We start from the raw sequence: 13,587 nt of genomic DNA, 5'->3' as shown, positions 1-13,587 counted from the left end.
CACCATTCGACTCCCGTTCCCCCGATCGCGCGAGGGCCGAACGTCCGTCGCGTCCGTGACCGCCGCCGCACGCCTCCCTATCGGTAGCAGCGCCGCGCGGCGTGCCGTGCGACGCCGACGTCGGAGGTGGAGCGATGACTCACGCGGGCGCGGCGGGCCGGACCGTTCTCGAGCTGCGGATCCACGGCGTGGCGAACACGCCGCCGTACGGCATGCTCGACCTCCCGCCCGGCGAGGTCGAGCAGTGCGACGGCGACGGGCTGGGCAGCTTCTGGGTGGCGACGGCGGACGCCGACGCGCGGGACCGAGTCCCGGGCACGCCCGGGGCGCCGGTCGCGCCCGGCGACCTCCACGCGGTCCGCGCCGACGTGCGGCGCGAGGCGTACTCGTGGGGCGCGATGGCGCGCTACGGCGCTCTCCCGCTCGCGGGCGTCGTCGGCGCCGTCCTGCGCGGGCTGACGCGCGCGCTGTGGGCGCTCAACGTCCCGTTCGGGCTCGCGAACGTCGCGTACTGGTCGCGCCGCGTCCCCGGCGCCGAGGACGGCGCCGTGCACGCGGCACCCGTCCGAACGACGGGGGAGAGCGTGCCGCACGCCCGCCCGGAGCCCACGGCCGCCGCGGTGCGGGTCTTCGGTCTCGCGCTCACCCTCCTGCTCACCGCGGCCGTCACGACGGTGGCCGTCGTCATGGTCGGCGCGCGGTGCATGCGCCCCGGCGCCGAGGGGACGGAGACCGTCCAGGTCTGCGCACGCGTGCCGTCCGCGCTCGACGGGCTCGCGCGCACGGCCCCGGGGGCCCGCGCCGTCGTGCTCTCGCTCGTCCCGGTCGCCGTCGTCGTCGGTCTCGTCCTCCTCGCACGCGCCGGGCAGGTCCGGTTCGACGAGCGCGTGTCCGTCGCCCGCGCGGGCCAGCGCAGCGGAGGGTCCGCCACCGGGCCGCTGCTGTACCGCGCGGGGTTCTGGAGCCGGCGGGTCGCCGGGCCGTCGGCGCTCCTCGCCCACCTCGCGGGCGCGGTCGCGCTCGTCGCCGTCCTCCTCGCCTGGACGAGCGACCGCAGCGCCGTCGGGACGGCTGTCGTCGCGGCCGGGCTCGTCGTGCTCGGGCTCGCCGGCGTCGTCGTCGCGACGCGCAACGACGACGACGGCATCCAGGTGACGCCGCCGCGCTGGAAGGGTGCGCTCGCCGTCGCGACGCTCGCCCTCGCCGCCGTCGTCTGGGGGATCGCGGCGTGGGCCGGCACGCGGCGCGACGGCACGGACCCCGGGGCGTACGTGGGCGTCGACGTGGCGCCGACCGTCCTCGGCGCGCTCCTCACCGGGATCGCCGCGGCGGGCCTCCTGTGGCGCCCGCGCACCCCCGTGGGCCCGCGCCGCGCACGGCTGCGCGTCGTCCTGTGGTCGGCCGTGCCCGTGGTCGTCACGGGGTGCCTCGGCGTCGTGGCCGTCGCGCGCCGCGCGACGCCCGACGGCGCCGTCGCCAGCTACGGGGAGGCGACGACCCGGACCCTGGTCCTCGTGTCCGTCGCGGTGCTCGCGGCGCCCCTGGTCGGCGCGCTCGCGCGGGCAGGCCGACCGGTGCGCTCGCAGGGCGCGGACCGCTGGGTCGGGTGGCACGGCACGGGGCCGGGCGTCCTGCTGCTCGTGGCGACCGCGGCCGCGGCCGTGCTGACGAGCCTGCTCGTGCTCGGCGTCCAGGTGTACCTCACCGGCGGTCGCGACACGCGGCCCGACGCCGAGGGCGCCCTCCTCGTGGACATCGTCCGGACCGTCCCCGGGTACGAGGACCTGCCCGTCCCCTCGGCGTACACGGAGTTCGGCGTCGGTGCCGTCGTGCTCGGCCTGACGGCCCTCGTCGGGCTCGCCGTCCTCGCGGCCCCCGCGCTGCACGACCTCGTGCGGTCCTCGACGCAGTGGCTGCCGCGCGCGGTCGGCACGACGTCGGACACCCAGGGCGCCACCGCGTGGGCCGCGGCGGTGCTCGCGGAGGAGGAGCGCTCGCGGACCGCCGGGACCGAGCAGGCCGTCGCGGACATGCCGCTAGCCGCGCGCCGCGCCGTGCGGACCCGCCAGCTCGCGGCCGTGACGCACCGCGCCGAGATCGCCGTGGGCGTGCTCGCGCTCGCGTCCTGGGCGACGCTCGTCGTGACGGTGCTGCTGGGGCGCCCGGGGGAGTCGGTCGCCGGCGTGTGGGTGCTGAGCGGGACGTGGCTCACCGACCTGTCCGTCCCGCTCGTCGGGGCGCTCGCAGCGGCGGTCGTCGCGAGCTTCGTCGCGGCCGGGTCCGACGGCTTCGCCCGGCCCTGGGGCCTGCTGTGGGACCTCATGTGCTTCCTCCCGCGCAGCGCGCACCCCTTCGGCCCGCCCTGCTACGCCGAGCGGACCGTCCCCGAGGTCGCGGCGCGCGTCGAGTCGTGGCTCTGCGCCGCCGACCTCCCGGCTCCCGAGCGCGCCGCGGCCGCGAAGGACCGCCGCGTCGTGCTCTCGGCGCACTCGCTCGGTGCCGTCATCGCGACGGCCGTCGTGCTCGGGCGCTCCGGCAACCCTGTCCTGCCCGACGGCACGCGCGAGCCCGCGCCCCGGGCCGACGGCGACGGGCACCTCGGTCTCGTCACCTACGGCGTCCAGCTGCGCGCGTACTTCGGGCGGTTCTTCCCCTCGCTGCTCGGGCCGCACGTGCTCGGCACGCCGCCGTGCGACGCCCCCCGGTGGCGCGGGGACCCGTGGGTGCGGCAGACGACGAACGCGCGCTCGCTCCTGCGGGCCGCGCTGCTCGACGTGGCGCCCGCGGAGCGCCGGGGGAGCGCCGCCGAGCGCGAGGTCGCCGCGCACGAGGCGCAGCGGGCACGGGTCCGCGACGCGCGCGCCGCGTGGCGGGTCGCCGTGGCGGCCGAGGAGGCCGTGACCGGCGACGACGCGCACCTCGCGGTGCGGCGTGACGAGACCGCCGCCGCGCGCGAGGCGCTGGACGACGAGCGCCGGGTCCTCGCCGGGTTCGAGAGCGCGATCGGCGAGCCCACGACCGCCCCCGCCCGGCCACGAGGCGGCCTGCTCCGCCGAGGCCACCTACCAGGTCGAGCGCGGCATCGCCCCGCGGACCGCGACGCGGTGGCGCCGGGCGGCCGACGCCGCGTGGGTCGACGCGGTGCGCGGCCCGGGCAGCGCGGCCGTCGACCCGGCATCGCCCACGCTCGTCCGCCTCCTGCGCGCCCCCGGCACGGAGCCGTCCTGGGTCAACCTCTGGCGCCGGACCGACTACCTCGGGTTCCCCGTCGTGTCGTACACCGCGAACCCCGTCGACCGCGGCGCCGACGAGGTCGACCGCGGCGCCTACCTGTTCACCGTCGCGACCCACAGCGCGTACGTCCGCGCGTGGGCCTACCACGAGGCGCTCGACACCGTCCTCGACCGGCTGGGCGTCCCGGTTCCCCACGTCGCGCCCGCCCCGACCTCCGCGCCACCCCCCTCTCCGCCGCAGGGGGCCGTCCCCGTCGGCTGATCGGGGACAATGGGCGCCGTGATCCCCGAGAGCCTGCGCGTCGTCCACGTCACCGACCCCGCCGACGAGCGCCTCGCGGACTACACCCGTCTGACCGACGTCGCGCTGCGCGCCAAGCACGAGCCGGCCAAGGGGCTCTACATCGCGGAGAGCTCGACCGTCATCCGCCGCGCGCTCGCCGCGGGGCACCGGCCCCGGTCATTCCTCATGGCCGAGCGCTGGCTCGACGACCTCGCCGACGAGATCGCCGCGCTCCCCGTCGACGACGCGCCCGGCGGCACGGGCGAGCCCGTCCCCGTGTACGTCGGCGCACCCGACGTGCTCCAGGCGATCACCGGGTTCCACCTGCACCGCGGGGCGCTCGCGGCGATGCACCGCCCGCCGCTCGCGCCCGTGCACGACCTGCTCGCCGCGGCCCGCGGCGGCACGGGCGCGCGCCGCGTCGCCGTGCTGGAGGACATCGTCGACCACACGAACGTCGGGGCGATCTTCCGCTCGGCCGCGGCGCTGGGCGTCGACGCGGTGCTCGTCTCGCCGCGCTGCGCCGACCCGCTGTACCGGCGCTCGGTGCGGGTGAGCATGGGCACCGTGTTCCAGGTGCCGTGGACGCGGTTCGAGACGTGGCCCGGCGGTCTCGACGTGCTGCGCGAGGAGGGCTTCACGGTCGCGGCGCTCGCGCTCGCCGACGACGCGGTGAGCCTCGACGACGTCGTCGCGGACCCGCCGCGGCGGCTCGCGCTCGTCCTCGGCACGGAGGGCGACGGGCTGTCGCGCGGCGCGATCGAGGCCGCGGACGAGGTCGTGACGATCCCGATGGCCGGGGGAGTGGACTCGCTCAACGTCGCCGCGGCGTCGGCCGTCGCGTTCTGGGCGACGCGCAAGTGCTTTAATGGGCAGCCATGAGCCATGACGAGGTCGCCTTCGCCGTCTCTTCAAGTATGGTCCGTCGACTGGAGAACCTGAGAGAGTTTGAGCGGCCCTCTGATGTAGCGCAGCGCAACGCCCTACTCGTGGTTCAGACGAGCACAGCTTCAACGGTGCATCCAACACCTCCATACACGCTCGAGGCGACGACTGAGAACATCCAGAACATCTCCGGGCTACCCAGGGCGGCTCCCACGGTGGGCACCCACATTGCGCTCGGTCTGATCGTTGAGGATCCGCACGACGCGGCGATTGTGCAAATAGCCGAGGCTCCGCGGCTCTTGATTGTGCGCGTGACCACGCATCCAATCGACCTCGCGTGGCCAGAAACCCTGCCTCGCTATGATCACGAGTCGCTGCGCAACTTGGCAATTAAGACCATACGAGCGCACGACCAACAAGATTCGCAGAACCGTTGGTCACGCGCCATCGGTGACGAAATCTCACAACTAACCCGACGCGCTATATCGGAGCAACGTCGCCTTTTGTACGCAGAGCTTAGGCGAGGGAGTTCGAATTCTGGAGAACTCGTCGGTCTTTCGGCCTCGGTTCAAAGCACACGCGAGTACTTGTCGCACATAGTGGTATTGGCTCACTCGTATGAACTCGACGCGGATTCAGAATCTTCGATGGCGAGCGCTCTCGCAGATATCGAAACCGTAGCCCAAGGTATCGCCAATGACAATGTCGTCCGCCTGCAGCGCCAACTTGCGAACCAGGGTGAAAGTTTGCTTGCGCTGCAGCGAGCAATAGAAGCGCAGAATAAGCAGATCGCAAGCGACGCGTCACAAGAGGCCAAGCGCGACCGGAGGCTAGCACGTCTTGTCGCGGCGCTGGCGTTTCCCGCCCTCTTCGTGGGCTTCCTAGGCATGAACATCCTGCCCGCCTGGCTGAACTCCTACAAACTGCTAGGTCTGCATCCAGCGGTGGCGGCCTTGGTCATGCTATTTGTACTGGCCGCTGCGGGATACGGGCTCGTGGCGCTACTCGACCGACCTGAGAGGAGCCAATGATGCTAAATGGCGCCGTTGCCTTTGAGGAGTTCGTGGCCCTGCTGCCCCTTCCGAATGCGGAGCTCCAACAGAGCGTTGGGCTCTTACCCGAACCAGTAGTTCAGGCCTCCAGCGTATTCGTGCCTCCACTACTGCATCGCGTGGTCGATGAGGGCGGGTCAGAGAAGCCTGCGATCCTTCTGGTCTCCGCGGCCGCTGCGGTCGGAAAGACCATGCTCTCAAAGGAGCTTAACAGGAAAACTCGTAACCCGAGATGGGACTTGGGGCAGTTTACCCTCGGCTCAAGTTTCTTCGTAGGTCAGATTACTGAAGTCTTTGGCGCTGAGAATTACGCCTCAGTATCTCACGCGCTGAGCATGGGCGAGATTTGCCTCGTTCTCGATGCGGCGGACGAGGCGCTTGTCCGTAGCGGCGCCAGCGGCTATAGGGATGCCCTTAGCAACCTAGTGCGAGTGATCGGGAAGCATGAGCGGGATCGCCCCGCGGTCGTGATCCTCGGCCGTGAAGACACGATTCAGGAGACTAGGGCGACCCTCGTCGATCTCGGCGCGGCAGTTAGCAGATGGCGCGTAGATTTCTTCGATGAAGACCACGCGAAGGAGTTCGTCAAGCAAAAAGCGCTCGCGTATGGCAAGAAGCCACTTCCGGAACTTGACGAGTTTCTCGGCAGCTTCTTCGAGCAAGTTCGTGCTGCTTTGGGTCACGATGAGGATGAGTCGAGGTCCTTTACGGGCTATGCTCCCGTGTTGGACGCGTTGGCGTTGTTCTACGCCAGCGAAGATAACCCGCTCCGTGCCTTGCGTTCTTTTGAGGGCCAGGACAGGGTAGAACGTGTTTGGCGCTTCTTGTATGACGTGATTGAGCAAATCTGTGATCGCGAGTCGCTCAAATTTTCGCGTTCATTCGGCGCCGACGATCCTGCGAAGGCCGAGTTTGGAAAGGTTGTATACAGTTCAACGCTTCAGGTGCAGTTCTTGCTGAGCGATTCGCCGGGGAACGTACCATTCGAATTCCCAGTGGATGCGAAGGCCGAGTGGCTGGATAGTCTCGAAGGCCAGCTTCTTGATCAGTTCAGGGAGCACCCCTTCCTGCGCCCTGGTGCTGCTGACGAGTATCGCAATCCACTGTCTGGGTATTCTAACGTGGCGTTCCGCGATTTCGCTCTGGCGTTTGCGCTCCAAATTGAGGATGAGTCGCTTGGTTCGGCGATGAACTATTGGGCGGCACCGGAGGTTACGCCATCAGTGATGTTTAGCCGGTTCGCCGCTGTAACGGCGGGTGCAGACGCGCGACATATTCCCTCAATCTGCCTGTCTGCCCTCCTAGAGTCTCACGCTAGCGGGTCGGAAATCGCACCATTGGCTTTTCTAGAGATTAGGGAAGCTAGCGACTTCACCGGATTTGAAATAGAGTTGTTTGATTCTGGTTCCAGGATAGGTGGCTTGCTTCGCGCGGAGGCGGAGGCGCGCCTGGAGATCGGTCGCGGGTTGTCCAATGCAACTCTGGATCTGCCAAGTTCGACGATTGTCTTCGGCCTCGGTTTCCAGGACTTTGTCGTTGGGCCCGACGTCCGGATCGCGTCGTCCGTATTGGACGTCCAGGTGGCGGAGTTGCGGGTGCGTTCTAGGCAGGGAGTCCCCGTCATCATAGAAACGGGTCGCGTGCAAGGGATTCTACAGCGGATCGTTCCTCCTTCGAAGGATGTGCTTTCCGTTGCCGTTTCGCCAGCGCCCTTTCCGTGGCAGCAGTTCGCCGTTTCGTTCGCGAATCTGCCAGGTGAGGGTCGCGTTATTCATGCCGGTTTGACGATGCGGCGACTTCTGAGCTGGTTCGCTAGGCAATCGCGTGGTCCTGGTGGCTTGAACTACCCCGTTGATGCGATGGACTCAGTGCTACGTAAGGGCAGGGCCCCAAGGGAAGCGTTCGAGTTTCTCCAGGAACGACGACACCTCGTCGAGCAGGGTCACTCATACGTTCTCGAGCTGCCGGTCTCAGGCCGTTCAGTGATGCAGTTGGACTTTACTGATGACGCTCTAGTCAAATGGTTGGAGGAGTTTGCGGCGTGGACGTCGGGGAGACCACGCTAGACGCGCATTTCCTGACACTGCGGTCGTTCCCATAGGTATCGCACGGGTTTCCCTAAACGGGCAGCGGCAACAATTGGGTGAGTCGGAACGCCGGCCTTGTGTCGGTACTTCGTACGAGAAGAGGTCGCGTGCCGGTCCAGGTCTCCCCGTCCCTGACTCCCTCCCCGTCTCCCGCAGGCGCCGCGGCGCACGCCGTCGCCGAGGAGCAGCACCACCTCGACGCCGCCCTCGCGCGCCGCGCCGAGCTGCTCGCCTCGGCGCACCGACCTCGATCGCGCGGCGAGCGGGCTCGTCTTCGGGCGGCTCGACACCGTGGGCGGCGAGACGCGCCACGTCGGACGCGTGGGGATCCCCGCGGCCGACGACGACGCCGACCCGCTCGTGCTCGACTGGCGCGCCGAGGGCGCGCGCGCCTTCTACACCGCCACCGCGCGCGAGCCGCAGGGGCTCGCGCGGCGCCGGCACGTGCGGATTGCCGGCGACCGGGTGACCGGCGTCGACGACGAGCCGCTCGACGACGCCGCGGCCCGGGCGCAGGGCGAGGACGGGCTCGTCGGCGAGGGCGCGTTGCTCGCGGCCCTGTCCGAGCGGCGCACGGGCCGCATGGGCACGGCGGTCGCGACGCTCCAGGCGGAGCAGGACGCGATCGTGCGCGCCCCGGCGGACCGGACGCTCGTCGTGCAGGGCGGCCCGGGCACGGGCAAGACGGTCGTCGCCCTGCACCGCGTCGCGTACCTGCTGTTCACGCACCCGCACCTCGCGGAACGGGGCGTGCTCCTGCTCGGGCCGTCGCCGCGCTTCCTCGAGTACGTCGCCCAGGTGCTGTCCGCGCTCGGGGAGACCGCGGTCGTCTCCGCGACGTGCGACACGCTCGTGCCCGGCGTCGCGCCCGAGCGGGGCGAGGCGCGGGACGTCGCCGAGATCAAGGGCCGCGCGCTGTGGCAGGACGCGGTCACCCGGTACGCGGACTCCCTCGTGCCGGACGCGCGGGCGCTCACCGTCCGGCTCGACGGCGAGCCCCTGACGCTCCGCGCGGCCCGGGTGGCCCAGGTGCTGCGCGCGGCGCGCGCGGGCGGGCGCAGCGTGCTCGCCGCGCGGCGCCGGGCCGTGGACCTCGTGCTCGACGCGCTCGTCGACGAGGCCGCCGCGCGGCACGCGGAGATGCTCGACCGCGTCGAGGAGGGTTTCGAGGACGTGCTCGGGACGGTCGACGCCCGGCTCGCCGCCGCGGACGACCGGGCGCCGACCACGGGCGCGCGGGGCGGCGACGTCGACGGCGAGCTCACCGACGACGACCTCGACCGGATGCGCGACGACCTCGCGCACGACCCGGCGGTCGCGGCCGTGCTCGACGCGTGGTGGCCCGTCGTCGACGCCCGGACCGCGCTCGCCGACCTCCTGCGCGACGCGGCGCTGCTCGCGCGCCACGCGCCCGGCCTGTCGCCCGCCGAGGCCCGCCGGGTCGTGGCCGAGCCGGCCGCGCTCGCGCCGAGCGACGTCCCGCTGCTCGACGCGCTCGCGGACGCGCTCGGCACACCCGACGCGCCGGCGGAGCAGGGCGAGTTCCTCGCGGACCGTGCGGCCTCGCGCCGCGACTGGGTGTACGGGCACGTCGTGGTCGACGAGGCGCAGGAGCTCTCGCCCATGCAGTGGCACATGGTGCTGCGCCGCTGCCCGACGCGGTCGGTGACGGCCGTGGGGGACGTCGACCAGACCGAGGCGCCGCACCGCCACACCGACTGGGCCGACGCCGTCGGGCCGGTCCTCGGCGAGCGCTGGCACCGCGCGGACCTGACGATCTGCTACCGCACGCCGCGCGAGGTCATGGCGCTCGTCGGGCCCGTGCTGCGCGCGGCGGGCAGCCGGAACGAGCCGCCGCGCGCGGCACGGGACGCGGGGGTCGAGCCGCGGGACGTCGTCGTGCCGGGGTCCGCGCCGGACCTGGCCGGGCGTCTCGGCACGGCGGTCGCCGCCGAGGTCGCGCGGCTCGCGGCGCGGTACGAGGGCGGCACCGTCGGGGTCGTCGCCCCGGCCCGGCGGCTCGCGGCCCTGCGCGCCGTCGCCGGGGACGTGCCGGTCCTCGGCGCGACGGAGGCGAAGGGTCTCGAGTGGGACGCGGTGGTCGTCGTGGACCCCGACGGGATCGCGGCCGAGCCGCGCGGCTGGAACGGGCTGTACGTCGCGATGACGCGGTGCACGCAGGAGCTCGTGCGCGTGGTTGTGGACGCGGCGCCCGCCGCGGGCTGAGGCGGTCGTCAGCCATGGGGGGTCGGCCGGGCGATCCGGTCGACCTCCCGCACGACGACGTCGACGAGGGTCGGGTCCCCGAGCGGCAGGAAGTGACCCGCGAGCGGCAGCTCGACGTTCCGTCCGCCCTCGAGGCGGCCCGTCTCGGGGATGTGGGGGTCGAACCGCGGGAAGACCGCGGTGATGCGCGCGTCCACGCTGCGCTCCGCGGCGAGGGCGAGCAGCGCGGCGTCGCGCGGCGAGAACGCGCGCAGCGTGCGACCGAGCAGGTAGCGCGCGTACCGGGACCCGCGGAACGGCGTCGCGACCGCCACCATCCCGACCACGCGCGAGCCGGCGGGGGACAGCATGACGCGCTTGCCCACGAGCCCGCCCTTGCTGTGGGCGACGAGCACGACGCCCTGGAGGTCGGCCGCGTCGAGGAAGGCCGCCGTGCGGTCCGCGGCGTCGGCGACGGGACGCCGGTTGTACCCGAGGCCGGGCACCGCGTGCACCGGGTGGCCGGCCCGCGCGAGCCCCGTGGCCACCGGGCCGAGCAGGCGCCACGTCTCGTAGACGCCGGGCAGCAGGACGACGGGAGCGCCGCCGCCCGGGCCGGTCGGCACGGGGCGGCGCGCCGCGAGCACGCCCACGACCTGGCGCGCCGCGACGTACGCGTAGTCGGCCGCGCGCTCCCGGAGCCGCAGCGCGCCGCGGGTCCGCGGCGCCCTCACACCACGCCCCCGGCGTCGAGCACGGCCGCGACGATCCCGTCCGGGTCGGCGTCCATCGCGTGGTGGCGCCCGCGCGTCTCGCGCCACGTGCCGCGCGGTGCCGCGGCCGCGAGCTCGCGGACCCACGCGCGCGGTGCGATCGGGTCGTGCGCGCCCCGCAGCACGACGACGCGGCCCGGCACGCGCGGCAGGACGTCCTCGACCCGGTGCCGGAGCATCTGCCGGACCTGGCGCGCGTAGTGCGGCAGCGAGCAGCGCAGCACGTAGTCGACGGCGAGCGTCGCGAGCGCGCGCGGCCGCTCGCCGACCGCGTCGCGCGCGAGCCGCAGGGCCTGGCGCGGCGCGGAGCGCGCCCGTCGGTCCGCGGTCGGGCCGACGAGCACGCCCGCGGGCGCCTCGCGCGGGTGGTCCGCCATCGCCTGGACCACGACCTGGGCGCCCATCGAGTGGCCGACGAGCACGACGACCGGGGCCGGGCCCGGCGCATCCAGGACGTGCCGGCGCACGTACGCCGCGACGACGTCCGCGTGCTCGGCGATCGTCACGTCGCGCGGGGCCCGGGGCGCCGCGCCGAACCCGGGCAGGTCGACCGCGTGCACGGCGGTCGGCGTCGGGCCGGGGCGCAGCAGCGCGCGGCGCACCGGGTCGAACGCGCGCGCCGACGAGCCGACCCCGTGCACGAGCACGACGGCGAGCCGCGGCGCGGCGGCACCGGACACGTGACCGACGGCCACCAGGTCGCCGACCGCGCAGCGCACGCCCACGGTCCCGGTCGTCCCCGGGGTCGACGAGCGCGCGGTCATCGCACCAGGATGGCGCGCCCGGGCGCCGTCGTGCGCGCGGACGCCGCCCGGGGACGACGGAGCGGTCCCGGGAGACCCGGGCCCGCTCCGTGACGGCGCCGGACGTCGCGTCCGGCGCGGCTGGTCGAGGGGAGTCAGCTCACGTCCCCGCGCCACGCGCCGGTCTCGGCGCCGCGGGACTCGATGAACTCCTTGAACCGGGCGAGGTCGCCCTTCACGCGGCGGTCGTCGAGCTGGAGGGCGTCGCCCACCTTCTCCACGACGCCCTCGGGCGACCAGTCGAGCTGGACGGTCACGCGGGTCTGGGCGTCGTTCAGGCGGTGGAACGTCACGACGCCCGCGTGGTCCGGGCCGGACGTGCTGTTCCACGCGACGCGCTCGTCGGGGTGCTGCTCGGTGATCTCCGCGTCGAACTCGCGCTCGACGCCCCCGATCTTCGTCCTCCAGTGCGTGTGCGTCGGGTCGAGCTGGCGGATCTCCTCCACGCCCTCCATGAAGCGGGGGAACTCCTCGAACTGCGTCCACTGGTCGTAGGCGGTGCGGACGGGGACGTCGACGTCGATCGACTGGGTGACGGTGCTCACGGTGCGACCTCCTGTGGTTGCGGGCGGTACCCGTCCACCCTGGGCGGGGTCGCGCTCGCTCGCGCGCCGAACGGTCGCGCCGCGCGGATCGGTCGCCTCGCCGATCCGGGTTGCGGTCACTCGAGCGGGCTCGACGGGTCCCCGGACGCCGGACCCGCGGCCCTGCCCCCGGACCCGAGCGAGTCGTCCTGCATCGCCTCCGCCCCGACGACCCCCAGCTCGTCGAGGAGGAAGAGGAAGGCGCGCGCGTACGGGTTGTCGTCCACCCGCTCGCGCACCTCGACCCAGTCGATCTGCTCGCGCATCGCACGCGCGACGGGCAGCAGGCGCGAGAAGTCGCAGTAGTGCTCGCCCACGACCCGGAGCTTCGACGTCATGATCTCCGTCGCGGACAGCACGGGCATGCGCACCGCGAGCACCTCGATCTCGTCGGTGCGGGCCAGGAGCTCGTCGTCGATCGGCTCGCCGACCATCCGGTACAGGACGTCGATGAGCTCGCCCCCGTGGTACGCCTTGAACAGCCAGTTCTCCGTCGGCTCCGTGATCTCGAGCCCGGCGGCGCGCAGGACCTCGCGCGCGCGGTCCACGTCGACCTCGCGGATCGCGAAGTCGGCGTCGTGGCTCGGCTCCGGCGCACCGCGCGCCCACGCGGCGTACCCGCCGACGAGCGCGTGCGGGATCTCGGCCTCGGCGAGCGCCGCGGCGGTCATGCGCAGCCCGTCGTGCAGGGCGTCCCGGTCGTCCACCATGCACCGGGTCTACACCAGCCGCGGTGCGCTGGCACGCCGCGGCGTGCGACGGCGAGCCGGCGTGCCCAGAATCGTGAGGGTGCGCCTCGCGACGTTCAACATCCTCCACGGACGGTCGCTCGCCGACGACCGCGTCGACGTCGACCGGTTCGCCCGCGCCGTGCGCGACCTCGACGCCGACGTGCTCGCGCTCCAGGAGGTCGACCGCGACCAGCCGCGCTCGCACCGCGCCGACCTCACGGCCGTGGCGGCGGAGGCGGCGGGCGCGGTGGACCACCGGTTCGTCGCGACGCTCGTGGGCGAGCCGGGCGTGTGGACCGCGCCCACGGGCGAGCACCAGCCGGGCCGCGCGGCGTACGGGATCGCCGTCGTGAGCCGGTTCCCGGTGACCGCGTGGCGCACCGTGCTGCTCCCGGCGCCGCGCACGCGCGTGCCGGTCCGCTTCCCGGGACGACGGCTGCCGACGCTCGTGCGCGACGAGCCGCGCGCGGCGCTCGTCGCCCAGGTCGACGCGCCCGGCGGGCGGCTGACGCTCGCGTGCACGCACCTGACGTTCGTGCCGGGGCGCAACCTCACGCAGCTCGTGCGGCTCACGCGCTCGCTCGTCGAGGAGGTGCCCGAGGGCGAGCCCGTGGTGCTCCTGGGGGACCTCAACGTCGAGTCCCCGCAGGCGGCCCGCACGAGCGGCTGGCGCCCGCTCGCGTCCGCGCCGACGTTCCCGGTGGGGGAGCCGTCGCGCCAGCTCGACCACGTGCTCGCCCACGGACCCGTGCGCGCGACCGCGCCCGCCGTCGCGGTCGACACGGGCCTGTCGGACCACCGCGCGCTCGTCGTCCCGGTCGCGCTCGGCGGCGAGCACCACGCGTCCCCGACCCGCGCGCACGCGGCCGACGAGGACCGCCCGCCCGCCACGGCCGGGACGGCCGAGCCGCGCCGTCGGGCGTCGCGCGCGACCGAGGGCTGAGGCCGCCG

Annotated in this window: 11 protein-coding genes and 1 pseudogene; 7 read left to right on the top strand and 5 right to left on the bottom strand. The window is 73.2% G+C overall.

The window, feature by feature from the left end:
- Positions 1 to 406 precede the first annotated feature (406 nt).
- Positions 407 to 1,315, bottom strand: coding sequence for a hypothetical protein (locus GYH36_RS01770; RefSeq protein WP_162288933.1), 909 nt, complete (start codon positions 1,313 to 1,315; stop codon positions 407 to 409).
- A 1,616-nt stretch (positions 1,316 to 2,931) separates the two neighbouring features.
- Here GYH36_RS01770 and GYH36_RS01765 point away from each other — a divergent pair.
- The 6 genes and pseudogenes from GYH36_RS01765 (at position 2,932) to GYH36_RS01745 (ending at position 9,766) form a co-directional block, all read left to right on the top strand.
- A complete protein-coding gene (locus GYH36_RS01765; RefSeq protein ID WP_162288932.1) occupies positions 2,932 to 3,495 on the top strand; it encodes a hypothetical protein in 564 nt (187 codons plus the stop codon).
- Between the two features lie 18 nt (positions 3,496 to 3,513).
- The gene (locus GYH36_RS01760) at positions 3,514 to 4,398 is read left to right on the top strand and encodes a TrmH family RNA methyltransferase (RefSeq protein ID WP_376739798.1); all 885 of its coding nucleotides are present in this window, start codon (positions 3,514 to 3,516) and stop codon (positions 4,396 to 4,398) included.
- Complete coding sequence (locus GYH36_RS01755; protein ID WP_162288930.1) at positions 4,395 to 5,432, top strand: hypothetical protein; 1,038 nt, start codon at positions 4,395 to 4,397, stop codon at positions 5,430 to 5,432. Before GYH36_RS01760 ends, GYH36_RS01755 begins: the two co-directional genes overlap by 4 nt.
- Before the next feature lie 32 nt (positions 5,433 to 5,464).
- Positions 5,465 to 7,519, top strand: coding sequence for a hypothetical protein (locus GYH36_RS01750; protein WP_162288929.1), 2,055 nt, complete (start codon positions 5,465 to 5,467; stop codon positions 7,517 to 7,519).
- Between the two features lie 255 nt (positions 7,520 to 7,774).
- Positions 7,775 to 8,029, top strand: a pseudogene (locus GYH36_RS20500) (HelD family protein); the annotation flags it as partial.
- Between the two features lie 93 nt (positions 8,030 to 8,122).
- Positions 8,123 to 9,766 carry an AAA family ATPase gene (locus tag GYH36_RS01745; protein WP_246209119.1) on the top strand — a complete coding sequence of 548 codons (1,644 nt, stop codon included), beginning with the start codon at positions 8,123 to 8,125 and terminating at the stop codon, positions 9,764 to 9,766.
- Positions 9,767 to 9,774: 8 nt separating this feature from the next.
- On the opposite strand, the gene GYH36_RS01740 is transcribed toward GYH36_RS01745, so the two are convergent.
- The 4 genes from GYH36_RS01740 to GYH36_RS01725 all read right to left on the bottom strand — a co-directional run bounded on the left by GYH36_RS01740 (position 9,775) and on the right by GYH36_RS01725 (position 12,615).
- On the bottom strand, positions 9,775 to 10,479 hold the full coding sequence (locus GYH36_RS01740) for an esterase/lipase family protein (protein WP_162288927.1): 705 nt from the start codon (positions 10,477 to 10,479) through the stop codon (positions 9,775 to 9,777).
- Positions 10,476 to 11,282, bottom strand: a complete 807-nt coding sequence (locus GYH36_RS01735; protein ID WP_162288926.1) for an alpha/beta fold hydrolase — start codon at positions 11,280 to 11,282, stop codon at positions 10,476 to 10,478. Before GYH36_RS01735 ends, GYH36_RS01740 begins: the two co-directional genes overlap by 4 nt.
- 134 nt (positions 11,283 to 11,416) lie before the next feature.
- A complete protein-coding gene (locus GYH36_RS01730; RefSeq protein WP_024840094.1) occupies positions 11,417 to 11,866 on the bottom strand; it encodes an SRPBCC family protein in 450 nt (149 codons plus the stop codon).
- Between the two features lie 116 nt (positions 11,867 to 11,982).
- Positions 11,983 to 12,615: a nucleotidyltransferase family protein gene (locus GYH36_RS01725; protein WP_162288925.1), complete on the bottom strand. Its 633-nt coding sequence runs from the start codon at positions 12,613 to 12,615 to the stop codon at positions 11,983 to 11,985.
- Between the two features lie 61 nt (positions 12,616 to 12,676).
- Between GYH36_RS01725 and GYH36_RS01720 the strand changes: the two genes are divergently transcribed.
- Positions 12,677 to 13,579, top strand: a complete 903-nt coding sequence (locus GYH36_RS01720) for an endonuclease/exonuclease/phosphatase family protein (protein WP_312028461.1) — start codon at positions 12,677 to 12,679, stop codon at positions 13,577 to 13,579.
- Positions 13,580 to 13,587: the final 8 nt, after the last annotated feature.

The organism is Cellulosimicrobium composti, from assembly GCF_010287905.1.
In the GTDB taxonomy this organism is placed as follows: domain Bacteria; phylum Actinomycetota; class Actinomycetes; order Actinomycetales; family Cellulomonadaceae; genus Cellulosimicrobium; species Cellulosimicrobium composti.
The sequence above is the reverse complement of the archived record's forward strand: the minus strand, read 5'-3'. Positions and strand labels throughout refer to the sequence as shown.

Coding starts and splice junctions, on each gene's coding strand:
- GYH36_RS01755 (WP_162288930.1), top strand. CDS start 4,395: ATGAGCCATGACGAGGTCGCCTTCGCCGTCTCTTCAAGTATGGTCCGT.
- GYH36_RS01745 (WP_246209119.1), top strand. CDS start 8,123: ATGGGCACGGCGGTCGCGACGCTCCAGGCGGAGCAGGACGCGATCGTG.
- GYH36_RS01735 (WP_162288926.1), bottom strand. CDS start 11,282: ATGACCGCGCGCTCGTCGACCCCGGGGACGACCGGGACCGTGGGCGTG.
- GYH36_RS01725 (WP_162288925.1), bottom strand. CDS start 12,615: ATGGTGGACGACCGGGACGCCCTGCACGACGGGCTGCGCATGACCGCC.